This window comes from Streptomyces lydicus, from assembly GCF_000717345.1.
GTDB classification, from domain to species: Bacteria; Actinomycetota; Actinomycetes; order Streptomycetales; family Streptomycetaceae; genus Streptomyces; species Streptomyces lydicus.
Genome location: NZ_JNZA01000001.1, coordinates 18,027 through 39,846, shown reverse-complemented (window position 1 = coordinate 39,846; position 21,820 = coordinate 18,027). Strand labels below are relative to the sequence as shown.

The window sequence follows — 21,820 nt, the reverse complement described above, 5'->3', positions numbered from 1 at the left end:
CCGGACACGCGGCAAAAAAGATGTACATGCTCGGCGTTCGGCGGGGCAGGAGCCCCAACGACCGGGGGCTAGCGAATGGGAAGGAGTCACTCATGAGCATCAGCAGCGCGACGGCGGAGACCATTCAGGAGAGCGGTGTCGTCGACGGGCCGGCCTCGGTGCCCGCTCCGTGCTCCGAGCTGCCCCTGATCGAGTCGCCCGAGACCCTCGCTCCCAGCGACGCCCGGGAACTGACTCACCTCTTCTTCGAGCAGCTGGAGAAGCTGGAGGAGGGCACGCACGAGTACCAGTACGCGCGCAACACCCTCATCGAGATGAACCTGTCGCTGGTGCGCTACGCGGCCCGGCGGTTCCGCAATCGCGGCGATGACTTCGAGGACATCGTGCAGGTCGGCACGATCGGTCTGATCAAGGCCATCGACCGTTACGACCTCTCGCGCAACGTGGAGTTCACCACCCTCGCCATCCCGTACATCACGGGCGAGATGAAGCGCTTCTTCCGTGACACCACCTGGGACGTGCGGGTTCCCCGGCGGCTCCAGGAGCTGCGGGTCGACCTCGCCCGCGCCGGTGAGCACCTTGCCAACGAGCTGGGCCGGGACCCCAAGGTTTCCGAGCTGGCGGCGCACCTCGACATTTCGGAGGAAGAGGTCATCGAGGGGCAGGTCGCCGCCAATGGCTACAGTGCCTCCTCCATCGACGTCACCATCAGCGACGACGGCAACGACGCGCCGCTCGCGGACCTGCTCGGTGACTACGACGAGGACATGGACCTCTTCGAGGACCTGCACACCCTCAAGCCGCTGCTGGACCGGCTGGAGGACCGGGACCGCCGGATACTGGAACTCCGCTTCGGCCAGGAACTGACCCAGGCCCAGATCGGCGATCTCCTCGGCATCTCCCAGATGCACGTCTCGCGCTTGCTCAACCGCTGCCTGGCCCAGCTCCGCACCGCCATGCTCCGCACGGACTGACCGCGCCGGCCCGCCCCGTCGCGGGGCGGGGCGGGGCGGGGCGGGGCGGTGGGGCGGTACGAAGGCCGTGCACCCGGGGTGAGAAAGTGGGCCGCGAGACCGCGCCAGGCGGGCTGACGAGGGGGCGGTCGGGTGGGGACGTCACGTGCCGTGCTGCGGCGGGGGCTGGTGTTCGGTCTGCGGGCCGGGGCGATCCCGGCCGTCGCGTGTGCCGTGCTGTGGGCCATGGTGATGGTGACCCGGTGGGTCCACGGCCCGACCGACAGCACTCTTGAAGATCCGCCGCGAGCTGTCCTCGCCGTACTGGGCTCGCTGGCCGTGGGCGCCGTGATCGGCGCGGTGACGGGCTTGGTGCTGGCGTACGTCCCCCAGCGGCTGCTGGCCTCCGCGCCGCTGCGGGCCATGGTCTGCTTCGCGATCGGCGGGACGTTGTCCTTCGGCGAGGTGGTGGTGATGGCGGTGTCGAGCAGGGGCGGCTACGGGCCGGTCCTCCTCGCCCTGGCGGCCATGCCCGTCGTGGGCGTGGTCACCGCGGCGCGCGGCCGGGAGATCGCCGCCGCCCGCCTGGCGGCTCCCCGTCACGTGTGAGGTCGGCCCGGAGCGTCGTCAGGGCCGCTGGATCTTGGCGGCGGTGTCGAGGAAGAAGGCGTCGATGCTGTGCACGGCGCGCACGAAGTCGTCCAGGTTGACCGGCTTGGTCACATAGGCGTTGGCGTGCTGCCGGTAGGCGTCGTTGATGTCGTCGGGCGCCGCGGACGTGGTCAGGACGACGACCGGGATGCTGCCGAGGTCGGGGTCGTCCTTGAGGACCGCGAGGAGTTCCCGGCCGTTCATCCGCGGCATGTTCAGGTCCAGGACGATCAGGTCGGGGCGCTCCGTGGCCGGATCTCGCAGGTGCTCCAGGGCGGCCACCCCGTCGACGGCCTGGTCCAGGGTGCGTGCCACTCCTCGTTCGACCAGCGCGTCTTCGATGAGCATGGCATCGGCGGGGTCGTCCTCGACGAGCAGGACGCGGTAAGGGCGGTCGGACGTCAGCGCGTTCATGGTGGTGCTCCCGTGATCAGGGGTGGGATGGGGGCGGGCAGCGGGCCGGGAGGCGAAGACGAGACCTGGCCAGCGGCGTCGGGCACCCTGCCGGCTGATGCCCCACGCCTGCCCGATCTGCGGGTATTTGGCGCCGTTCTCGGCGGCCTCCTGCGCCTGTCGGTCGGCGCAGAGGTCGATGGCACGCGCCAGGTAGGCGAGGGCGCTGAGCCGTGCCAGGGCGGGATTGCCGTCCGCCGGACGCCCTGCTGCCGGCGGTCCGTCGTCGTGCTCTGTTGCGGGAGCGGCCTGGAAGGCTTGTCCGGCCAGGTCGTTCGCGAGTTGGTGCACCGCTCTCTCGGCGAACTCGGTTATGTCGTCGGGCTGGAGGCGGGCGGGAAACTGCTCGCGGGCCATGGTCGGCACCATACGGCGATCATCTCAGTGCCGACAACCTGTGTTGTCGACAATCTGTACTCTATGGCTGCTTGTGCCCACACCGTCGGCCCACCGGGGACGCGGACTGCAGAGAGCAGGCGTGATGAGTCAGGAACTGCCGGACCGCGAAAGCTCCCAAGGGGCCGAGGGGCCCGGTGCGGCGGCCAACACCGGTGCGGCCGGCCGGCCGCCCGAAGACCTCCGCACCGGATCGTCGTGGACCACGCGCCGGACGCTGAACGTCAGCGTGCTCGTGACGATGGTGCTGCTGACTCTCCTGGGCGGGTGCGGGATATGGGTCTTCGCGCGCTCCGCGGAGGCCACCGGCCGGCTCGTCGACCGCTCCAGCCCCGCCCTGGTCGCCGCGGTCAAGCTGGAGAGTGCGCTGGTCAACCAGGAGACCGGCATCCGCGGGTACGGGCTGACCGGCCAGCGGCAGTTCCTGGAGCCGTACCACGACGGGCTGGCGCAGGAGCGCGCCGCCGCCGCGCGTCTGCGCTCCCTTCTGGGGCACGACGGGCAGGCCGCACAGGACCTCGCCCGCGTACTGGAGCGGAGCGAGGCGTGGCAGAAGCAGGTGGCCCGGCCCGTCGCCGCCGCACCGAGCGGCGCACCGGTCCGGCTCGCCACCCAGCGGGCCCAGGCTGGCCTGCACAGCTTCGACGCCGTACGGACCGAACTCGCCGTCCAGCGCGGTCATCTCCAGGAGGAGCGGGACCGGGCCCGGGCGGACCTGCAACGGGTGCGGGTCCTGCAGAACTGGGTCTCCGCGGCCATCGCCGTCCTCGTCCTCGCGATGCTCGGGCTCGCCGTCGTCGGGCTCCGCCGCGCGGTGACCACTCCCCTGGGCGCACTGTCCTCCGACGTCCGCGCGGTGACCCGGGGCGACTTCCGCCGGCCGGTGCACGGCACCGGGCCGGCCGATCTGCGGGCCCTGGCGTCCGACATCGACGGCATGCGCAAGCGGCTCGTCGAGGAGCTGGAGTTCAGCGACGCGGCCCGGTCGCAGCTGGACGAGCAGGCGACCGAGCTGCAGCGCTCCAACAACGAACTGGAGCAGTTCGCCTACGTCGCCTCCCACGACCTCCAGGAGCCGCTGCGCAAGGTGGCCAGCTTCTGCCAGCTCCTCCAGCGCCGCAACGCCGAGCAACTGGACGACCGGGCGCAGCAGTACATCGCCTTCGCGGTGGACGGCGCCAACCGCATGCAGGCGCTCATCAACGACCTGCTCGCGTTCTCCCGCGTGGGACGGGTGCACGCCGACCACACGTCCGTCGACCTCCAGCCGCTCTTCGGGCAGGTGCGGGAGTCCCTCAGCATCGCCATCGAGGAGGCGTCCGCGACCGTCACCCACGACCCGCTGCCGACGGTCCCCGGCGACCCCACCCAGCTCGGGATGCTGTTGCAGAACCTGCTGAGCAACGCGGTCAAGTTCCGCTCGCCCGACCGCCCTCCGGCCATTCACCTGTCGGTCCGCAAGGAGGAGGACGGGTTCTGGCAGTTCGCCATGGAGGACAACGGGATCGGCATCGACCCCGCGTACAGCGAGAAGGTCTTCGTCATCTTCCAGCGCCTGCACACCCGGGAAAGCTACGCGGGGACGGGCATCGGGCTGGCGCTGTGCAAGAAGGTCGTCGAGTACCACGGTGGCGCCATCGCCGTCGACCACGACCACTCCCCCGGCACCCGTATCACCTTCACCCTGGCCGACCACACTCCCGAGGCCGTGGCGTCGGAGACCTCCGAGCGTGCCCCGCAGAGAGAGGCGACCGCGTCATGACCGTCCCTGCCGCCCGGCCGCTGCCCGTCATCCCCACCCGGACCGCGGACGGCGCGGGGGTCGTCCTGCTGGTCGAGGACGACTCCGGTGACGCCGTGCTGGTCGAGGAATACCTCAACGACACCGAGCTGCCGGTCAGCCTCACCTGGGTGCAGACCTTCGACGCGGCCCGCGACTACCTCACCGGCCGGACGCCGGACTGCGTCCTGCTGGACCTGCACCTCCCCGACGCCTCCGGGATCGGCGCCGTCGAGGAGATGCAGAGCCTGTGCCCGGACGCGGCCGTCATCGTCCTCACCGGCCTGGACGAGACCCGGGCGGGGCTGGAGGCGGTGGCCGCCGGCGCCCAGGACTACCTGCCGAAGGCACGCGTCACCCCCGAGCTGCTCGACCGCGCCATCCGCTACGCGCTGCACCGCAAGAACACCGAGCGGACCGCCGCCCGGCTGCGGGAGAACGAACTGCGCGCCCAGGAGAACGCCCGCCTGGAACGCGGCCTGCTGCCCGCCCCGCTGCTCCGCTCCACCACCGTGGTCTCCAGCACCTGCTATCTGCCGGGCCGCAAGAACGCCCTGCTCGGCGGCGACTTCCTGGACATCGTCGAGACTCCCGACGGTCTGCTGCACGCCGTCATCGGCGATGTCAGCGGGCACGGCCCGGACGCCGCCGCGCTCGGGGTCTGCCTCCGCATCACCTGGCGGTCCCTCGTCCTCGGAGGGCACCGCGGCACCGAACTCCTGGGCCTGATGGAGCAGGTACTGGTCGCCGAGCGCAGCGCCGCGGAGATGTTCGCGACCTGCGCGACGGTCGTCCTCGACGCGGCGCGCCACCGGGCCACGGTGACCCTCGCCGGCCATGACGAGCCGCTGCTGATCTCCCCCACGGAAGCCACCCGGCTGGTGCCGGCGCGGCACGGCATGGCCCTGGGCATGCTGCCGGGCAGCGCCTCGTGGCACCCCACGGAGTGCAGCATGCCGCCCCGCGCCACGCTGCTCATGCACACCGACGGTCTCGTCGAGGGCCACACGGACAGCGATCAGCGGCTGGGCACGGACGGCCTCATCCGGATCATCGAGGAGGGCCGGCACCTGCCACCGCCCGCTCTGATCAACCATCTGACGGGCACCGCCCGTTCCCTCGACGGCGGCCGGCACACCGATGATCTGGCGGTGCTCGTCCTCAGCTGGAACGGGTGAACACATGCCTGTCGGGTGCGGGTCCGCTGGAGACGGACCCGCACCCGACAGGCGTGACAGTGTGTGGGGTTCAGTTATCGGTGCTCAGTCGTCAAGGGCGTCCTTGGCCTTTTCCTTCGCACTCCGCAGATCGCCCTTGGATTCCTTGGCCGAGCCCTCGGCTGCCATGCGCTCATTCCCCACGGCGCGGCCTGCCGCCTTCTCCGCCTTTCCGGTGACCTGCTCCGTCTTCGCCTTGGCCTTTTCCTCGGCACTCATCGGGGCTCCCTTCATCGGTTTCTCAGCGGTTCGTATGTCGTATGCCCCTGATAACTCCCGCCGAACGGCGAGGAATTTCCGGGGGATGACGTTCCAGGGGCGCAGCGGAGGGAGGGAATTCGTGGCCGCACCCCCGGACCGTCGTATCTCTTCTTGTGTCCGTTGCGCGGCCGATGATTCCTGTCTTTCCGAAACGGAGGAAAGAATCATGGCCGGGGCTCTTCAGGTGGCGAGCTGCAACGGCGCCGGGGCGCCCGGTGCGTAGGCCAGCTCCGCGAGATCCGCTTGGAGTTGTTCGGCGGCGAAGGCCAGGGCGGCTTCGACGGTCCGGGTTCCGGTGGAGACGCAGAGCGTGTAGGAGAGGTCCTCCGCCCGGCGCCGGGTCTCCGACGAGTTCCGCTCCGGGTTCTGGGCACGAAGTTCCTCATACTGCTTCACAAGATCCCGCAGTATCGCCGGATGGGGCTTCAGCACAGCATTTCCTCTCTCGCGGAGCTCGACATCGGCTGCCGTGTACCCCTGGAAACGTTCTTCACCGCCGTGACGCCCCACCGTTTTCGGTCTTCGTTTGGCCGGAAAGCAAGCGGACGACAGGGCCGGGGCAAATGCCGGGCGGACGCACACGGATGAGGCCCCGGCACTCTCGGTGCCGGGGCCCCACCCCTTTTACGCCGGACGTCGCCCGTCACCAGCGATACCAACGACCTCGCTTTCCGCCGGGCCCGGCCGAGCGCACAACAAAGCCCAGCAACCACACCGCAAGCACGACCACGGCCACGATCCACAGGGCCTTGAGCGCGAATCCGGCGCCGAAAAGAAGCAGGGCGAGAAGCAGAACGAGAAGAAGGGGAACCATAGTTATCAACCTCCGGACAACCGTGTGCCCGCACTCCCCACCACCACACCTTTCAATTTATGTGTTTCTTATGTGGCGTGCGGGGCATCCGTCACCCCCCGCTCCCGCCCGCCCGCGCAACCCGGCGCGCCCCACCGGCATCGGCGAGCCGTGGAGGGGCATGGGTGTGGTGTGGATGCCGCGTGATGCCGTGCTGTGCCGTCCGGTCGGGAGGCTTGCGAACATGCAGATATGGCAGGACACCACGGAATCGGGCCGGTGGCCCGGCAGCGCCTCCCCCCTCGGGGCCACCTACGACGGAAGCGGCACGAACTTCGCGGTGTTCTCCGAGGTGGCCCAGAAGGTCGAGTTGTGCCTGTTCGACGAGCGGGAGCAGGAGGAACGCGTCGAGCTGAAGGAGGTCGACGCGTTCGTCCATCACGTCTATCTTCCGGACATCGGGCCCGGACAGCGGTACGGGTTCCGGGTGCACGGGCCGTTCCAGCCGTCCCGGGGGCACCGCTGCAACTCCCACAAGCTGCTGCTCGACCCCTACGCCAAGGCTATCGAGGGCCGGATCGAGTGGAACGAGGCCCTGTTCCCGTACCGCTTCGGTGCTCCCCACCGCCGGAACGACGCGGACTCCGCGCCATACACCATGAAGTCGGTGGTGACCAATCCCTACTTCGACTGGGGAAACGACCACCCTCCGCACATTCCCTATCACGACACGGTGATCTACGAGGCCCACGTCAAAGGGCTGACCCGGAGCCACCCGGCGATCCCCGAGGACCTCCGCGGCACCTACGCGGCCCTGGCCCATCCGGTGATGCTGGACTACCTCACCGCACTGGGCGTCACCGCCGTCGAGTTGATGCCCGTGCACCAGTTCCTGCACGACCACACCCTCGCGCAGCGGGGACTGTCCAACTACTGGGGTTACAACACCATCGGCTTCTTCGCCCCGCACAACGCCTACTGCTCCTCGGGGCAGCGCGGCGAGCAGGTGCAGGAATTCCGGTACCTCGTCAAGAGCCTCCACGAGGCGGGCATCGAGGTCATCCTCGACGTGGTCTACAACCACACCGCCGAGGGGAACCACCTGGGTCCCACGCTGGCATTCCGGGGCCTGGACAATGCCGCCTACTACCGGCTGTCCGACGCGGATCCCCGGTACTACTGGGACACCACCGGCACCGGCAACAGCCTGCGCATGAACCACCCGCACACCCTGCAACTGATCATGGATTCGCTGCGGTACTGGGTGACCGACATGCATGTGGACGGCTTCCGCTTCGACCTCGCCGCGACCCTGGCCCGCCAGTTCCACGGCGTCGACCGGCTGTCGTCGTTCTTCGACCTGGTGCAGCAGGACCCCGTCATCTCGCAGGTGAAACTGATAGCCGAGCCCTGGGACGTCGGCGACGGCGGGTACCAAGTGGGGAACTTCCCGCCGCTGTGGACGGAGTGGAACGGCAAGTACCGCGACTGCGTCCGCGACTTCTGGCGCGGCGAGGGCGGCACGCTGGGGGAATTCGCCTCCCGGCTGACCGGCTCCTCGGACCTGTACCAGAGCGACGGCCGCCGCCCGCACGCCTCGGTCAACTTCGTCACCGCCCACGACGGCTTCACGCTGCGCGACCTGGTGTCGTACAACGACAAGCACAACGAGGCGAACGGCGAGGGCAACCGCGACGGTGAGCACCACAACCGGTCCTGGAACTGCGGGGCGGAGGGGCCGGCCGACGACCGGAACGTGCTGGCGCTGCGCGCCCGCCAGCAGCGCAACTTCCTGGCCACGCTGCTGCTGTCCCAGGGCGTTCCGATGCTCTCGCACGGCGATGAGCTCGGCCGGACGCAAGGCGGCAACAACAACGCGTACTGCCAGGACAACGACGTCTCCTGGGTGGACTGGCCGGCGGTCGCCGAGGGCAGCGAGATCCTGGAGTTCACCAGGGAACTGATCGCGCTGCGCCGGAACCATCCGGTGTTCCGGCGGCGGCGCTTCTTCCAGGGCGTCGCGGTGCGCGGCAGCCGGGACGGGCTGTCGGACATCGGCTGGTTCACGCCCGCGGGCCGGGAGATGACCGACGACGACTGGGACGCCGGGTTCGCCAAGTCACTCACCGTCTTCCTCAACGGGCAGGCCATCTCCGAGCCGGATCCGCGCGGCCGGCGCATCCAGGACGACTCGTTCCTGCTGCTGTTCAACGCTCACTACGAACCGCTCGACTTCACCGTGCCGAAGGGCCTCGGCGCGTGGTGGAGCGTGGTCGTGGACACCGCCATCCCCTACGTGGAGTACCGGTCGCTGGTGAAGGCCGGCGCCACGGTGGAGGTGGAGGCCAGGGCACTGCTGGTGCTGCGCCAGTCCGGCCAGGACTGACCTCCGCCGCGGAGCCCGGAACGGTGGGCCGGCGGGCGGGGCGCGCGGTACGGAACCGGCCACCGCGCCGCGCGGGGGCCCGTGCGAGGATCCAGTGATCACGCACGGGCACTGTGGAGGATGAGGATGTTCGCGATTTCCCTGGGTGACGGGGCCGAACTGCGGCCACTGGAGCCCTGGCAGGCCGAGGAGTTCCTCGCCCACATGGACCGCGGCCGCGCATTCATCGGCCGGCACATCGGGCTCCCCGACGCCACGACCGACCTCGACTCCGCCCGGCGCTGGCTCCAGTCGTACGCCGACAAGGCCGCCGCCGACGCCGGCCGGCTCTACGGCATCTGGCTCGACGGACTCCTCGTCGGCGGCGTCCTCTTCCGGCTCTTCGACGCGGAGACCGGCAACTGCGAGGCCGGCTGCTGGCTGGAGCCGGATGCCGCCGGACGCGGCCTGGTCACCCGCGCGACCCGCCTCATCATCGACTGGGCGATCCGGGAACGCGGGATGCACCGGGTGGAGTGGCTGGTGTCCTCGGAGAACACCCCGAGCATCAACGTGGCCAGGCGGCTCGGCATGCGCCGCGACGGAGTGCTGCGCGAGAACCACCCGTACCGGGGCGTGCGGCAGGACACCGAGATCTGGTCGGTGCTCGCCCCCGAGTGGCGTTCCGCGTAGGCGGAGCGGGACGGCCCGGCGCGGGCAGGCGTGTCCGCGCCGGACGCACGCCGTTATCCAGGTCGTGAATGAAACGGATCACCGCCTGCTGGCGCTGGTGGACGGCGTCGTCGACATGGACGAGAAGCGGCTGCCGCTGCTGACGCTGCGCGAGGCGCAGGCAGCCCTCGTGCTGCTGCGGATGCTGGCCGAGAACGGCGGCGAAGGCTCCTACGCGGCCCGCCATCTGTCGGGGAATCTCGAACGGCGGCTGCCGTCCGAGGGCGCGCCCACGTGAGGGGCGGACGACCGCGGCCCGGTGCGCCGCCGCCGAGGTCGACGGCACGTTAGCGCAGCATTAGCCGACCGTCAGTGACTCTGTGGAGAGTAGGTCGTGCTCCGCAACCCCGCCCCCACCTGGCCGTACCCCACGGAATGCCAGGGGAGTTGCGCCGCCCGTCCTCCCGGGGCAGGCGGATGAGTGTCTCGCAGGTTCACGCACCACGTTCGACCAGATCAGGAGCGACATGTCCCCCCATCTCACCCCGCGCCACGCACGTCACGCCGCTGCCGCGGTGCTCGCCGCCGTTGCCGCCGTCGCCCTCACCGCCTGCCAGGAAGGCAAGACCACCGGCGCCGGCAACCCGTCGGCCGCCGCCTCCCGGAGCGCCGGTTCCGGCGACACGTCCGGCGGCAGCGGCACCGCGGGCAGCTCGCAGGGCACCGGCGGTCAGCCCACCGCCGCACGCAGCGCGGCCTCCGCCGACAACTCCTCGGACCGCTGTACCGCGGCGTCGATGCGGATGCGGCTGGGCGCGCCCGACGCGGGTGCGGGCAACATCCGCTACCCGCTGATCTTCACCAACAGCGGCAAGCAGACCTGCACCCTGCGCGGCTTCCCGGGGGTGTCGCTGATGGCCCGGGACGCGCAGGCGATCGGCAAGCCGGCCACCCGCGAGCAGGGCGCCGGCCAGGCCGTGCGGCTGGCCCCCGGTGCCAGCGCGCACGCCGTGCTGCACACCATCAACGAGGGGCTGAAGGGCTCCGGCTGCTGGAAGAGCGCCGACCTGGTCCAGGCGTACCCGCCGGGCTCCAAGGAGGCGATGACCGCGCGCACTTCGGGCCTCCGGGTCTGCGGTGACGAGTTCAGCGTCACGGCCGTCACGCCGGGCGCCTCCGGCTGACGGCGGCAGCCGCCGCCTCCGCGCCGAAGGGGCGAAGCCGACCTGCCGGGCCGGCTTCGCCCCTTCGGCGTGCGTGCGGGATCGGCGGGGTGCGAACGGAGCCCGGTGAGCGCCGCGGATCAGTCGCTCCGCGCGGCGTCGAGCTGCTGCGCCAGGCCCCCCAGGATCATGCGCAGGCCGAACTCGAAGCCCCGGTCGTCGAGTGCCGTCGGGGCCGGGTCGAGCCGTGCGGCGGCTTCGAGGGAGTCGGCCAGCGCGGGGTACGCGGGCCGGTACGCGGCCGGCGGCCTGGTGAAGCCCGCCGTGTACGTCTCCAGCGCCGACCCGATGACCAGGAAGTCGAGGGCGGCCGCGGTCTCGGCGGCCAGCGCGGGGTCGCAGCCCGCACCGATCAGGGTGCCGAGCAGGGTGTCGTACTCCTTGAGCGCGCCTTCGGTGCGGACCCCGCGGCGGGCGACCAGCGCGATGGCGTTGGGGTGACGTTGGAAGACCCGCCGGTAGCCACGGGCGTAGGCGGCGATGCCCTCGGGCCAAGGGGTGTGGTGCAGCGGTGTGGTGTCGATCTCGGCGTCGAGCAGGTCGCTGACCGCGTCCAGGATGTCATCCTTCGACCCGATGTGGTTGTACAGCGAGGCCCCGCGCACGCCCAGCCGGTCGGCCAGCGCCCGCATGGTGAGCGCTTCGTAGCCGCGGTCGTCGATCAGCTCAAGTGCCGCGCGCGCTATGGCCGTCCTGCTCAGCAATGTCTGATGTGGGCGACCCATGCGCCTCTCGCTTCCCCTCGAATTCCTGGCTTTTCAAGGTTACTCACCGGCAGGGGCTTCACAGACCGGCAGGACGGCCCTACGTTCGCCGACTAACAAAGTTAGTTTTAGCTCGAACGTCGAGGCGAGGTACGTCCATGCCCATACCCCCGCCCCCCTCCCCCGCCGGCAGCGGTGACGACGACGCCGCCCGACTTGCGTCATTGGGGTACAAACAGGAGCTCCGCCGCAGCCTGAACATCCTGGGGAACATCTCCATGGGCTTCGCCGTGGTCTCCCCGGTGGTCGCGCTGTACGCGGTCTCCATGATCGGCACGATGATCGCCGGGCCCGTCTGGGTCTGGGCCCTGCCCGTCGTCCTGGCCGGCCAGTGCCTGGTGGTCAACGTCTATTCCGAGCTGACGTCGCAGTGGCCACTGGCCGGCGGCCCGTACCAGTGGGGGCGCCGGCTCATCGGGCCGTCGTTCGGCTGGCTGAGCGGCTGGGTGTGGCAGTTCGCCGTGATGTTCGGCAACACCACCGTCGCCTACCTGGCCGCCCCCTGGGTGTTCGCGCTGATCGGCGTGACCCCCTCGCCCGGCGCGATGGTCGCCGTCTCGCTGGCGATCGTCCTGTTCTGCGCGCTGGTCAACGCGTACGGCATCAACATCCTGAAGTGGTTCGTCTCGGCGGGCATCGCGGGCGAGGCGATCGCCTCGGTGCTCGTCGGACTGTCCCTGCTGCTGTTCTTCCGCAAACACCCCTTCTCGCTGTTCACCCACACCTTCGGCGCCGAGTCGCTGTCCGGCGGCTCCCTGCCGGTGGCGTTGCTGACCGTGCTGGCCGTGGCGGGGTGGGCCTTCATCGGCTTCGACGCCTGTGTGTCGACGGCCGAGGAGACCCGGGACGCCGGCCGGCAGGTGCCGCGGGCCATGTGGTGGGCGCTGCTGTCGGTCGGCGCGGTGGTCATCCTCAACGCGGTGGCCGTCGCGATCTCCTACCCGGATACCGCCACCGTCGTCGCGGGCAAGGACGTCGACCCGGTGACCACGGCGGTGGTGACCTCGTTCGGCTCCTGGTCCGACAAGCCGTTCGTCGTGGTCGTCCTGATCAGCTTCCTCGCCTGTGCCATGGCCTCCCAGGGCGGCGCCGCCCGCGGGCTGTACTCGCTCGCCCGCGACGACGTGTTCCCCTTCTCCCGGCACGTACGCAAGGTCAACGCGCGCCGGGCGCCCCTCGGCGGCCTGATCGCCTCCACCCTCGTGTCCGGCACGGCGCTGCTGCTCGGCATGAACGCCACCGCGATCGGCTCACTGATCGCCTTCGGCACCGCGGCCACCTTCCTGCCGTTCTTCCTGGTCTCCGCGGCCGCCCTGATCGCGCGGCTGCGGGGCACCTGGGTGCCCGGCGGTCACATCCGGCAGGGCCGCAAGGGCACGGTGCTCAACGTCCTCGCCGTGGCCTGGACCGGCTTCGAGGTCACCAACGTCGCCTGGCCGCGCGCGGTGCTCGCACCGCCGGGAGCGCCCTGGTACCAGACCTGGGCCGCGCCGCTCGGCGTCGCCGTGGTGCTGGGCGCCGGGACCGTCTATCTGATGGCCCGCCGGCCCCAGGACAAGCTGCCGGCCGCCGGCCCGGTGGACCACCTGGACTCCCCCGACTCCCCTTCTCCTGTCACCTCCACCTCCACCTCCACCTCGACGTCCACGTCCCAGAACGCCACCTGAGGAGAGCACCGTGACCGCACCCCGAAAGCCTCGCACCCTCCGGCTCAGCAGGCGGGGCTTCATGACCGCCTCCGCGATGGCCGCCGCCACGGCCGCCCTCACCGGCACCGGTACCGGGCGCGCCGCCGCTGCCACGTACAACGGCACCACCTACACCGTCCCCGGGGAGTGGGTGCCGCACGCGGGCTGTCTCATGGCCTTCCCGTGGGACGCCGATGACAACTGGGGCGACAAGCTGCCGGCCGTCCAGAACGAGGTCGCGGAGGTGGCCCGCGCCATCGCCCAGTTCGAACCGGTCACCATGGTCGCCAACCCCGGCATGGCCGCCACCGTACGGCAGAAGGTCGGCCCGACGGTCACCGTCATCGAGTACCCGATCAACGACTGCTGGCCGCGTGACAACGGCCCGATCTTCGGCGTCGATCCCGGCGGGCGGAAACTGCTCGGCCTCGACTTCCAGTTCAACGGGTGGGGCAACAAGTTCCCGTTCGACAAGGACGACAATCTCCCGACCGGCGTCTGTGACTACCTGAAGGTGCCGCGGCTGCCCGTCGGCATGGTCTTCGAGGGCGGTGCGCTCCTCCAGGACGGGCAGGGGACGATCATCGGCACCGAGGAGTGTCTGCTCAACCCCAACCGCAACCCGAACATGACCAAGGCCCAGATCGAGGCCGCGCTGCTCGACGCCTACCAGGCGACCAAGATGATCTGGCTGCCGTACGGGATGTACGGCGACACCGTCACCAACGGGCACGTCGATCTGGTCGCCGCCTACGCGGGCCCGGCCCGCCTGCTGATCAATCTGCCGTCCGACACCGGCAACCCCAACTACCCGCGGCTGAGCGAGAACAAGAGGGTGCTGCAGGCAAGCACGGACGCCCGGGGCCGCAGCTTCCAGCTGACGGAGATGAATCAACTGCCCACCTTCACCGTGGGGACGGACGAGGTGATCACCTTCAGCTACACCAACTACTACCCCACGGCCACCGGTGTCGTGGTCCCCACGGCGAACGTCCCCGCATCCGACACCGCGGCGCTCGCCGTCATCCAGTCCCTCTTCCCCGGCAAGCGGATCGTCGGCGTCCCCGCCACCACGCTGGCCTGGGGCGGTGGCGGCGTCCACTGCATCACCCAGCAGATCCCGAAGACGGGCTGAACCGGACGGGCTGAACCGGACGGGCTGCCCGGGGCGGGTTGACCCTAGCGGCCCGCCGATCCGCACCTGCACCTGCACCTGCACCCCGCCCTTTCCCCCCGTGTCTCCCCGTTGCCGCGGAGGGAAAGGGCGGGGCGGCGGCCGCCGTGAGGCGCGTCAGGCAGCCCTGGGTATCAGGTCAACGGCGAGGGGATAGCCGATCGTTACGGCCGCCTCGACGACCTGCTCGACCGACGCCGCGGGGTTCAGCGCGGTTATCAGCTCCCGGTCCAGCGGGCGCAGGTCGTACACCTGGCGCACGGCCCGCAGGTCGACGGCGGTCTCGTAGTAGTCCTCCGCGAACTCCTGAAAAGCCTCCGGGGTCGGGTCCGTCAGCAGCCCGAACAGCCATCCCGATCCGTCCGGATCCGGGTGTCCTTCGGGGAACTCCACCGGCCCGGCCTGCCAGTGCTCGTCCGCGGCCCCGCGCCACAGGCACACCGTCACCACGGGCGTGCCGTCCTCGTCCGTGAAGGCCGGCTCGTCGACGTAGCGCCGGAAGGGCTCCGGGACGGAGTCCACGACACCCGGCCACGGCGCGGGTACGTCCTCGTGGTGGTACGGGGTCAACGGGGACTCATGGTCGAAGCCCCGTATGTACGCGCCGGCGGGCGAAAAAACGATGGCGTACTCGTCACCGGAGCCGTTGCTCATCGAGGCGAGCTCTTCGGTCTCCGACCAGCGGGAGTTGAACCCATGGCGTCGGTCGGCATCCGTGGTGAGCACCGCCTCGGCCATGGCTATCGACCGGCACAGGGCTCGCAGGGCCGGTACGGCGGGCAGCGCTCGGGCGGCGTCGTGAACAGACATGTGCCCATGCAAGCAGACACCACTGACAACGCTCCGCCGGCCGGGGCTCGCGAACTCGTACAGGCCGTGGGGACGTCCCGGCCGTGGGAGCCCCGGCCCTGTCGTGGTGTTCTGCGGTTGCCGCCGTCAGCCCTCGTCGTCCTCCAGGCTGCGCTCGCCCTCCGCCTGGGACGGCTGGGTGCGCATGGTCTCGGGGTGCCGCTGCTCGGCCGGATCCATGTCCTCTTCCAGCCGCTCGCCCTCGGCCTGCGACGGCGTCGTGTACTCGTCGTACTGGCCCATGGCCGCCTCCGCAAGATCGGAACGCGTACCTACACCTTGAGCGTAACGCGTCGGTCGGCCCCCGGCCCGGGCTCCGGCCATCGGCCGTTCCGTGGCCGGTCACGTGCCCTCCGCACCGCCCGGCAGCCAGGGACGGCCGGACGGCCGGGCGGTGCGGATCCCGGGTGATAATCGGCGCTGCGGGGCCGCCGGAGCGCCGCACACGGAGGGGATCGCCATGGCTGAAATACTGCTGTTCCACCACGCGCACGGGCTGACGTCCGGTGTCCGCGCGTTCGCCGGCGCGCTTGAGGCCGCCGGTCACCCCGTCCACGTCCCTGACCTGTACGAAGGACGGGTCTTCGAGGACCTCCAGGACGGTGTCGCGTACGCCCAGGAGGTCGGTTTCGACGCGATCACCGCGCGCGGACGGGCCGCGGCCGAGAATCTGCCCGCCGGCCTCGTCCACCTCGGCTTCTCCCTCGGCGTCCTGCCCGCCCAGGCCCTCGCCCAGACGCGGGCCGGAGCCAAGGGTGCGCTGCTGCTGCACTCCTGTGTCCCGGTCTCGGAGTTCGGCGGCGCCTGGCCGCAGGGCGTGCCGGTCCAGATCCACGGTATGGACGCGGACGAGTTCTTCGTCGAGGACGGTGACCTCGACGCGGCCCGTGCGCTGGTCGCCTCGACGCCGGACGCCGAGCTGTTCCTCTACCCCGGCGACCGGCACCTCTTCGCCGACAACAGCCTGCCGTCGTACGACGAGAAGGCGGCGGCGCTGCTCACGGAACGGGTGCTCGGGTTCCTGGCCGGCGTGCGGTAGCTGCCGCGGGCAGCCGGCGTAGGGGTCCCGCGCACGGCGGGCCCCTTGCCGTTGAGAAGGTGACGGTCAGATCCAGTACGGGGCGTCGGGGACCGGGCCGGGCTCGGAGGTCGTCAGGGTGGCTCCGCCGGTGCGGCCGGTGAGCCAGCCGAGGAGGTCCGCCTGGGTGCCCCGGATGGTCGGGCCTCCGCTGCCCAGCTCGTGGGTCAGGCCGGTGTCCGTGGCCTCGATGCGCAGCGGCGGGGTGCTGTCGCGCCGGCGCTGTGCCTCGATGAGGTCGTCGATGATCCAGCGGGCGGCCTCCGGCGGCACATCGGCGAAGGTGTAGCCGGCCGCCAAGTCGGCGTGGTGCACTTCGAGTTCGCGGAGCCGGGCGGCTATCAGGCCGGCCGGTGTGCGCGCTTCACCGGTGCGCAGGCGGACTTCGTGGTCCCACGCCGCGTCGGGCAGGGCGCCGATGGCGTCGTCGAAGCGCGCGGCGCTCGCCAGGACGTCGGCCACCAGCTCGTCGACCGGGCGCCGGGCGCCGGCCTCGATCTCGGCGGCCCGGGCGTCCATCCCGGTGTACTGCGGTGTCTCCACACCGGTGCGGGCCCAGGTGAGCAGTCGGCAGAGGCTGTCGCCGGCGCGTGCCACATGGGTGATCACATGGCCGCGGGTCCACGGCGGCACCAGCGTCGCTCCGCGGATGTCCGCGTCGGTGAGCGCGGTGACGGTCCGCACGAAGCGGTCCGTGGACGTGGCGAGCGGGCCCAGCAGGTCGGTCGTGGGCATCGCGGCCCACACCTCCTTCATGTCAGTTGCGGAGAAAGGCCAGTACGGCGTCGGTCTGCCCGAGGAGTGCGTGTCCGGCCTCGGGCAGGACATGCACGGTCGCGTGCGGGACGCAGCGGGCCAGTCGGCGGGCGGTGTCCGCGGAGTCGAAGAGGGCGTCGCGGCCACCGACGGTCACCTGGACGGGCATGGCCAGGCGGCGCAACACGCCGTCGGGGAACACCGGCAACCGCTCCGTGCGGGGCTTGAACTGCGCGAAGGTCAGGACGAGTTGGTCGAGAACGGCCCGGTGCTCGGGCCGGTCCAGACCCGCGACGGTCCCGGCCGACCGGCGCACGCCCCAGGCCCCGAGGGGGCGCAGCAGCAGGGCCCTGAACAGCCACCCCATCTTCTGCCGCCCCACGCCACCGGGGCACAACAGGGCCAGGCGGTCCACCCGTGCCGGGCGGCGGGTGGCGTAGTCCAGCGCCAGCCAGCCGCCGAGGGACGTCCCGACGAACGCGGCGCGGGCGATCCCGAGGGCGTCCAGTACGTCGTCCAGCCACCGGGCCGGGGCGTCCGAGGCCAGCGGGGGGCGGGACGGTGCGCTCAGTCCCGGCTCGCCGACGAGGTCGAGGGCGTAGGTGCGGAAGTGCCGGGCCCAGGTGGTGATGTCGTCCTGCCACATCGTCGTGTTCGCCCCCGCGCCGTGCAGCAGCACCACGGGCGGCGCGTCCTCGGGGCCGGAGACGACGACGAAGGTCTCGCCCTCGCGGGTGGGTACCCGGAGGTGCTCCGCGGGGACCGGCCAGGCGTCCAGCCCCTCGCGGTAGCGCCGCCGTAACTCCCGCGCGCCCGCCTCGGACTTGTAGATCGCGCTCATGACGCGAGTACCCCCTCCATGTACTCCAGCAGCCGGGCGGTGTCACCCGGGCTGCCCAGGACGATGACCTTCATGCGCGCCCGCTCCGGGTCGTAGGCCGTCTCGATCCGCAACGGCGCCCCGTCGGGACGGCCGTGGGTAGCCGCGCTCATCAGGAGGCCGGCCAGGCGGCCGGCCTTTCCGGCGTCGACCCCGTCGATCTCCACGATGCTCGACACCTCGGTGTGCGGTGCCCGCCCGCCGGCCCGGTCCCCCGGAGAGGGAGCCGGACGGCCGGTGAGGGCCGCCAGATCCTCGTGCGCGATCCGGTACTGCTTGCCGATGCGGACGGCGGGGAGCCGCCCGTCGCGGACGTAGTTGCGGACGGTGCGGACGTGCAGGCCGAGGTGCTCGGCGACTTGCTCCACGGAGTAGAAGCGCTCGGTCATGAAAGTACTCTAACTTCCCCTGTTGGAGGGGCGATAGGGAATTTTGAGGAAAGTAGGGGGTCACTGAGGCGGAAGGGGCGAACGAGGCCCGTGGGGCGATCCCCTGGCCCGGTCGCACGCCGTTCGGACATCGACGTTACGAAGCGATTGAATCCGTGAATTTTTTGTTTCTTAGATGTTGAACATCTGTCAAAAAGCGTCAACTCGTGGCAGTCTCCCCTCGATTCACTCTTGCTCCACCGGGCACCCCACCCCTCGGCTGCCCGGCCGCTTCTTGGGACCGCGACCCCGCGGCCCACACAAGGGAGACCGAGTTGAGACGGATCTCGTCCACCCCCCGCAAGAACACCCTGCGCGCTGCCGCCCTTGTCGCCTCGGCCGCCATGGTCGCCATCGGCGTCCAGGCCGGATCGGCCAGTGCGCAGCCGGACCGCGAGACCGGCGCGTCGGCGGTCCAGCTCTCCGCCGCACAGCGGGCCACCGCGCTCAAGAGCGCCCAGAGCGACGCCTCCGCGACCGCCGCGAAGATCGGCCTCGGCGCACGCGAGAAGCTCGTCGTCCGGGACGTCATCAAGGACGCGGACGGCACGGTGCACACCCGGTACGAGCGCACCTTCGACGGGCTGCCGGTCCTCGGCGGCGACCTCGTCGTGCACCAGGCCAAGAACGGCGCGCACAGCGTCACCAAGGCGACCAACGCCCGCATATCCGTGGCCAGTACGTCCGCCACGCTCGCCCCCTCCGCCGCGAAGAAGAGCGCCCTGCGCGCCGCCGCCGCGGGGAAGGACACCAAGACGGACGCCTCCGGCACGCCGCGCAAGGTGATCTGGGCGGCCACCGGCAAGCCGGTCCTCGCGTACGAAACCGTCGTCACCGGCGTCCAGAAGGACGGCACGCCCAGCCGGCTGCACGTCATCACCGACGCCGCCACCGGCAAGAAGCTGTGGCAGAACGAGGCCATCGAGACCGGTACCGGCACCAGCACGTACAGCGGCAAGGTCGCGCTCACCACCACCAAGAGCGGAACGACCTACCAGCTCACCGACGGCGCCCGCGGCGGCCACAAGACGTACGACCTCAACCAGAAGACGTCCGGCACCGGCACGCTCTTCACCGACGCGGACGACGTGTGGGGCGGCGGACGCCAGACCGCCGGCGTCGACGCGCACTACGGGGCGGCCGTCACCTGGGACTTCTACAAGAACACCTTCGGCCGCAGCGGCATCCGCGGCGACGGCAAGGGCGCCTACTCCCGCGTGCACTACGGCAACAGCTACGTCAACGCCTTCTGGGACGACGGCTGCTTCTGCATGACCTACGGGGACGGCAGCGGGAACACCCACCCGCTGACCTCCCTCGACGTGGCCGCCCACGAGATGAGCCACGGCGTCACGGCGGCCACCGCCGGCCTCAACTACAGCGGTGAGTCCGGCGGTTTGAACGAGGCGACGTCCGACATCTTCGGCACGTCGGCCGAGTTCTACGCCAACAACGCCTCGGACCCGGGCGACTACCTCATCGGCGAGAAGATCGACATCAACGGCGACGGCACCCCGCTGCGCTACATGGACAAGCCCAGCAAGGACGGCGCCTCGGCCGACTACTGGTCGAGCTCCGTCGGCAACAAGGACGTGCACTACTCGTCCGGCGTCGCCAACCACTTCTTCTACCTGCTGTCCGAGGGCAGCGGCGCCAAGGTCATCAACGGCGTCAGCTACAACAGCCCCACCTACAACGGCTCCAAGGTCACCGGCATCGGCCGGGACAAGGCCGAGAAGATCTGGTACAAGGCCCTCACCACGTACATGACCTCCACCACCAACTACAAGGCCGCCCGCACGGCGACCCTGAAGGCGGCGGGTGACCTGTACGGCACCACGGGCGCCGAGTACAAGGCGGTCGGCGCCGCCTGGACCGGCCTGAACGTGAACTGAGCGCCCCCGGCGCAGCGCGTCCCGGCACCGGCCTCGCCGCCGGTGCCGGGACGCGCGTCTGTGTGCTGCCCGGCGGCTCCCCGGTGGGCGGGAGGCCACGAGCGCGGGTCAGCAGGCGCCCAGGTCCTGCCAGACCCCCGAGCCGCCGGTGGAGGGCGCCTCGCCCTGCGTCCACCATCTGGCCTTCCAGGTGTGGCCCTGGTAGGAGACCGTGTCGCCGCCCAGGTAGACGGTGCCGGCGCCGTAAGCGGCCGCGGTGCAACCGCCGTTGCCCGGCGGTGTCGTGGGCGGGGTGGTGGGTGGTGTGGTGGGCGGCGTCGCCCCGGCGAACTTCACCGAGTACTTGGTGAAGTCGTAGGCGCCCTGCGGAACGCTGCTGCAGGTACCGGACGTCTTGCCGTTGTTGTCCGGCGGGGAGCACTGCCGGTCGCGGTTGACGGACCAGTTGGTGAAGCGCGCCATGTGGTGGGCGGTGGCGAAGTCCAGCACCGTCTGGAAGTCCGCCTGGGTGAAGTACTCCCCCGTGTCGCTGCGGCCGTTCATCTGCGAGATGCCCTCGTGGGCGTACGCGGTGGCCTCGTCCCAGCCGAAGGTGGACCGCAGGACGGAGTTGAAGTTGGTCAGGGCCGCGGTCTGCGACGCCGCGCCGTTGAAGCCCCCGTCGAACGGCATGATGGAGAAGTTGTCCGGGGTGAAGGACTGGGCCTTGGCCTCGTTGAGCATCTGCTTGCCGAACCAGCCGGTGCCGTCGGCGGTGCCGGCCGTGGTGACGGAGAGGTAGATGCCGGGGTTCTTCTGCTGAAGGATCTTGGCGGCGCCGATCTCGTTGTGGATGGCCGCGGCGTTCTCGTACTCCGGCTCCTCCAGGTCGAAGTCGAGCGCCTTGAGGCCGTACTTGTCGATGGCCGGCTGATACGCGGCGGCGGTCGCCTCGGGGGTGCCGCACGTCTGGCCGAGCTTGGTGCCGCCGTATCCGCCGACGGAGGCCGACACGTCGCCGCCCTTGGCGCGGACCGCGGCGATCACGCCGGCCACGGCGGTGTCCGAGGACACCGGGCCGGTCCCGCCCCAGGTCGGCGAACAGCCGCCGCCGTTCGGCGCCAGCAGGAAGGCGAGCTGGAACGCCTTGAGGCCGGTGGCATCCATGACGGCTCCGGCGTCCGGCGGGTCGTTGTCGAGCGGCATGAGGTACGGCGCCGCGGCGTACCAGTTGCTGCCCACGGCCTTCGGGGCCGCGGCGGCGGCGCCGGGCCCGGTGGCGAGGGCCGTACCGGCCGCCACGAGTGCGAGGCAGGCCGCCGAGGCGACGGCGGCGAAGGTTCTGACGTTTCGAGGTGGCACATGCCCTCCCGCGGGGCGAAAGTGGTCCAGACCAATCACCCACAGCCTGGCCGCTCGTCGCGTACGCGTCAACACTTTGGACTGGACCAGTGCACAGGCGCAGGCGGAGCCGGTGCGGCCGCGTCCGCGGCGCCTCGCACGCGGGAGGGGGGCGTGGCAAGGTGGTGGGTGAGGTTGCCTCCCTCGCCCATCCGATTCCGCAG

The 21,820-nt window shown here is 70.7% G+C and carries 23 protein-coding genes; 12 read left to right on the top strand and 11 right to left on the bottom strand.

The genetic code is table 11. From position 1 onward, the window contains the following. Positions 1 to 92 precede the first annotated feature (92 nt). Positions 93 to 974, top strand: a complete 882-nt coding sequence (locus OO62_RS00180) for an RNA polymerase sigma factor SigF (RefSeq protein WP_033265027.1) — start codon at positions 93 to 95, stop codon at positions 972 to 974. Between the two features lie 132 nt (positions 975 to 1,106). After that, entirely contained in the window at positions 1,107 to 1,562 is a 456-nt protein-coding gene (locus OO62_RS00175) for a hypothetical protein (protein WP_129322939.1), read from the top strand. Positions 1,563 to 1,580: 18 nt separating this feature from the next. Here OO62_RS00175 and OO62_RS00170 read toward each other — a convergent pair whose 3' ends face one another. After that, complete coding sequence (locus tag OO62_RS00170) at positions 1,581 to 2,414, bottom strand: response regulator (protein ID WP_206738481.1); 834 nt, start codon at positions 2,412 to 2,414, stop codon at positions 1,581 to 1,583. 124 nt (positions 2,415 to 2,538) lie between these two features. Between OO62_RS00170 and OO62_RS00165 the strand changes: the two genes are divergently transcribed. Together OO62_RS00165 and OO62_RS00160 are read left to right on the top strand one after the other, a co-directional pair. Beyond that, entirely contained in the window at positions 2,539 to 4,215 is a 1,677-nt protein-coding gene (locus OO62_RS00165; protein ID WP_078616937.1) for a sensor histidine kinase, read from the top strand. Further along, positions 4,212 to 5,411 (top strand): PP2C family protein-serine/threonine phosphatase, encoded by a 1,200-nt coding sequence (locus OO62_RS00160; RefSeq protein WP_078616936.1) that lies wholly within the window; start codon positions 4,212 to 4,214, stop codon positions 5,409 to 5,411. The genes OO62_RS00165 and OO62_RS00160 overlap by 4 nt, the downstream gene beginning before the upstream one ends. A gap of 84 nt (positions 5,412 to 5,495) precedes the next feature. Here the strand turns inward: OO62_RS00160 and OO62_RS37500 are convergent, their stop codons facing one another. The 3 genes from OO62_RS37500 to OO62_RS00150 form a co-directional block, all read right to left on the bottom strand. After that, positions 5,496 to 5,669: a CsbD family protein gene (locus tag OO62_RS37500; protein WP_077191536.1), complete on the bottom strand. Its 174-nt coding sequence runs from the start codon at positions 5,667 to 5,669 to the stop codon at positions 5,496 to 5,498. A 222-nt stretch (positions 5,670 to 5,891) separates the two neighbouring features. Then, the gene (locus tag OO62_RS00155) at positions 5,892 to 6,143 is read right to left on the bottom strand and encodes a DUF5133 domain-containing protein (protein WP_033265025.1); all 252 of its coding nucleotides are present in this window, start codon (positions 6,141 to 6,143) and stop codon (positions 5,892 to 5,894) included. A 211-nt stretch (positions 6,144 to 6,354) separates the two neighbouring features. Continuing rightward, positions 6,355 to 6,525, bottom strand: a complete 171-nt coding sequence (locus tag OO62_RS00150; protein ID WP_033265024.1) for a hypothetical protein — start codon at positions 6,523 to 6,525, stop codon at positions 6,355 to 6,357. A gap of 223 nt (positions 6,526 to 6,748) precedes the next feature. On the opposite strand from OO62_RS00150, the gene glgX reads away from it, so the two are divergent. From glgX to OO62_RS00130, 4 genes are all read left to right on the top strand, one after another. Further along, positions 6,749 to 8,890: a glycogen debranching protein GlgX gene (glgX, locus tag OO62_RS00145; RefSeq protein WP_051732398.1), complete on the top strand. Its 2,142-nt coding sequence runs from the start codon at positions 6,749 to 6,751 to the stop codon at positions 8,888 to 8,890. A gap of 126 nt (positions 8,891 to 9,016) precedes the next feature. After that, a complete protein-coding gene (locus OO62_RS00140) occupies positions 9,017 to 9,562 on the top strand; it encodes a GNAT family N-acetyltransferase (RefSeq protein ID WP_033265023.1) in 546 nt (181 codons plus the stop codon). Positions 9,563 to 9,626: 64 nt separating this feature from the next. After that, the gene (locus OO62_RS00135; RefSeq protein WP_033265022.1) at positions 9,627 to 9,839 is read left to right on the top strand and encodes a hypothetical protein; all 213 of its coding nucleotides are present in this window, start codon (positions 9,627 to 9,629) and stop codon (positions 9,837 to 9,839) included. Between the two features lie 229 nt (positions 9,840 to 10,068). Continuing rightward, complete coding sequence (locus OO62_RS00130) at positions 10,069 to 10,725, top strand: DUF4232 domain-containing protein (RefSeq protein WP_033265021.1); 657 nt, start codon at positions 10,069 to 10,071, stop codon at positions 10,723 to 10,725. A 119-nt stretch (positions 10,726 to 10,844) separates the two neighbouring features. Here OO62_RS00130 and OO62_RS00125 read toward each other — a convergent pair whose 3' ends face one another. Then, on the bottom strand, positions 10,845 to 11,489 hold the full coding sequence (locus OO62_RS00125; RefSeq protein ID WP_033265020.1) for a TetR/AcrR family transcriptional regulator: 645 nt from the start codon (positions 11,487 to 11,489) through the stop codon (positions 10,845 to 10,847). Between the two features lie 137 nt (positions 11,490 to 11,626). Here OO62_RS00125 and OO62_RS00120 point away from each other — a divergent pair, with 137 nt between their 5' ends. Next, entirely contained in the window at positions 11,627 to 13,195 is a 1,569-nt protein-coding gene (locus tag OO62_RS00120) for an APC family permease (RefSeq protein WP_051732396.1), read from the top strand. A gap of 10 nt (positions 13,196 to 13,205) precedes the next feature. Next, positions 13,206 to 14,351 carry an agmatine deiminase family protein gene (locus OO62_RS00115; RefSeq protein ID WP_228332376.1) on the top strand — a complete coding sequence of 382 codons (1,146 nt, stop codon included), beginning with the start codon at positions 13,206 to 13,208 and terminating at the stop codon, positions 14,349 to 14,351. 156 nt (positions 14,352 to 14,507) lie between these two features. On the opposite strand, the gene OO62_RS00110 is transcribed toward OO62_RS00115, so the two are convergent. Together OO62_RS00110 and OO62_RS39865 are read right to left on the bottom strand one after the other, a co-directional pair. Beyond that, positions 14,508 to 15,200 carry a hypothetical protein gene (locus OO62_RS00110; RefSeq protein WP_033265019.1) on the bottom strand — a complete coding sequence of 231 codons (693 nt, stop codon included), beginning with the start codon at positions 15,198 to 15,200 and terminating at the stop codon, positions 14,508 to 14,510. Positions 15,201 to 15,326: 126 nt separating this feature from the next. Further along, positions 15,327 to 15,482 (bottom strand): hypothetical protein, encoded by a 156-nt coding sequence (locus OO62_RS39865; RefSeq protein WP_164993247.1) that lies wholly within the window; start codon positions 15,480 to 15,482, stop codon positions 15,327 to 15,329. Between the two features lie 217 nt (positions 15,483 to 15,699). Between OO62_RS39865 and OO62_RS00105 the strand changes: the two genes are divergently transcribed. After that, positions 15,700 to 16,278 (top strand): dienelactone hydrolase family protein, encoded by a 579-nt coding sequence (locus OO62_RS00105; protein WP_033265018.1) that lies wholly within the window; start codon positions 15,700 to 15,702, stop codon positions 16,276 to 16,278. Between the two features lie 66 nt (positions 16,279 to 16,344). Here OO62_RS00105 and OO62_RS00100 read toward each other — a convergent pair whose 3' ends face one another. Genes OO62_RS00100 through OO62_RS00090 form a run of 3 tightly spaced genes read right to left on the bottom strand, consistent with a single transcriptional unit; the run spans position 16,345 to position 18,342 of the window. Continuing rightward, a complete protein-coding gene (locus OO62_RS00100) occupies positions 16,345 to 17,052 on the bottom strand; it encodes a maleylpyruvate isomerase family mycothiol-dependent enzyme (RefSeq protein ID WP_157850121.1) in 708 nt (235 codons plus the stop codon). Positions 17,053 to 17,074: 22 nt separating this feature from the next. Beyond that, entirely contained in the window at positions 17,075 to 17,914 is an 840-nt protein-coding gene (locus OO62_RS00095) for an alpha/beta fold hydrolase (RefSeq protein WP_033265016.1), read from the bottom strand. Then, entirely contained in the window at positions 17,911 to 18,342 is a 432-nt protein-coding gene (locus tag OO62_RS00090) for a helix-turn-helix domain-containing protein (protein WP_033265015.1), read from the bottom strand. Before OO62_RS00090 ends, OO62_RS00095 begins: the two co-directional genes overlap by 4 nt. A 314-nt stretch (positions 18,343 to 18,656) precedes the next feature. Here OO62_RS00090 and OO62_RS00085 point away from each other — a divergent pair, with 314 nt between their 5' ends. Further along, a complete protein-coding gene (locus OO62_RS00085) occupies positions 18,657 to 20,276 on the top strand; it encodes a M4 family metallopeptidase (protein ID WP_033265014.1) in 1,620 nt (539 codons plus the stop codon). A 108-nt stretch (positions 20,277 to 20,384) separates the two neighbouring features. On the opposite strand, the gene OO62_RS00080 is transcribed toward OO62_RS00085, so the two are convergent. Then, positions 20,385 to 21,617: a carbohydrate-binding protein gene (locus OO62_RS00080; protein ID WP_033265013.1), complete on the bottom strand. Its 1,233-nt coding sequence runs from the start codon at positions 21,615 to 21,617 to the stop codon at positions 20,385 to 20,387. Between the last annotated feature and the right edge of the window lie 203 nt (positions 21,618 to 21,820).

What these genes read in the sequence shown, in the direction of transcription:
- OO62_RS00180 (WP_033265027.1), top strand. Translation starts at nt 93, where the DNA reads ATGAGCATCAGCAGCGCGACGGCGGAGACCATTCAGGAGAGCGGTGTC.
- OO62_RS00170 (WP_206738481.1), bottom strand. Translation starts at nt 2,414, where the DNA reads ATGGCCCGCGAGCAGTTTCCCGCCCGCCTCCAGCCCGACGACATAACC.
- OO62_RS00165 (WP_078616937.1), top strand. Translation starts at nt 2,539, where the DNA reads ATGAGTCAGGAACTGCCGGACCGCGAAAGCTCCCAAGGGGCCGAGGGG.
- OO62_RS00160 (WP_078616936.1), top strand. Translation starts at nt 4,212, where the DNA reads ATGACCGTCCCTGCCGCCCGGCCGCTGCCCGTCATCCCCACCCGGACC.
- OO62_RS37500 (WP_077191536.1), bottom strand. Translation starts at nt 5,669, where the DNA reads ATGAGTGCCGAGGAAAAGGCCAAGGCGAAGACGGAGCAGGTCACCGGA.
- OO62_RS00150 (WP_033265024.1), bottom strand. Translation starts at nt 6,525, where the DNA reads ATGGTTCCCCTTCTTCTCGTTCTGCTTCTCGCCCTGCTTCTTTTCGGC.
- glgX (WP_051732398.1), top strand. Translation starts at nt 6,749, where the DNA reads ATGCAGATATGGCAGGACACCACGGAATCGGGCCGGTGGCCCGGCAGC.
- OO62_RS00140 (WP_033265023.1), top strand. Translation starts at nt 9,017, where the DNA reads ATGTTCGCGATTTCCCTGGGTGACGGGGCCGAACTGCGGCCACTGGAG.
- OO62_RS00130 (WP_033265021.1), top strand. Translation starts at nt 10,069, where the DNA reads ATGTCCCCCCATCTCACCCCGCGCCACGCACGTCACGCCGCTGCCGCG.
- OO62_RS00125 (WP_033265020.1), bottom strand. Translation starts at nt 11,489, where the DNA reads ATGGGTCGCCCACATCAGACATTGCTGAGCAGGACGGCCATAGCGCGC.
- OO62_RS00120 (WP_051732396.1), top strand. Translation starts at nt 11,627, where the DNA reads ATGCCCATACCCCCGCCCCCCTCCCCCGCCGGCAGCGGTGACGACGAC.
- OO62_RS00110 (WP_033265019.1), bottom strand. Translation starts at nt 15,200, where the DNA reads ATGTCTGTTCACGACGCCGCCCGAGCGCTGCCCGCCGTACCGGCCCTG.
- OO62_RS39865 (WP_164993247.1), bottom strand. Translation starts at nt 15,482, where the DNA reads ATGGGCCAGTACGACGAGTACACGACGCCGTCGCAGGCCGAGGGCGAG.
- OO62_RS00105 (WP_033265018.1), top strand. Translation starts at nt 15,700, where the DNA reads ATGGCTGAAATACTGCTGTTCCACCACGCGCACGGGCTGACGTCCGGT.
- OO62_RS00100 (WP_157850121.1), bottom strand. Translation starts at nt 17,052, where the DNA reads ATGCCCACGACCGACCTGCTGGGCCCGCTCGCCACGTCCACGGACCGC.
- OO62_RS00095 (WP_033265016.1), bottom strand. Translation starts at nt 17,914, where the DNA reads ATGAGCGCGATCTACAAGTCCGAGGCGGGCGCGCGGGAGTTACGGCGG.
- OO62_RS00090 (WP_033265015.1), bottom strand. Translation starts at nt 18,342, where the DNA reads ATGACCGAGCGCTTCTACTCCGTGGAGCAAGTCGCCGAGCACCTCGGC.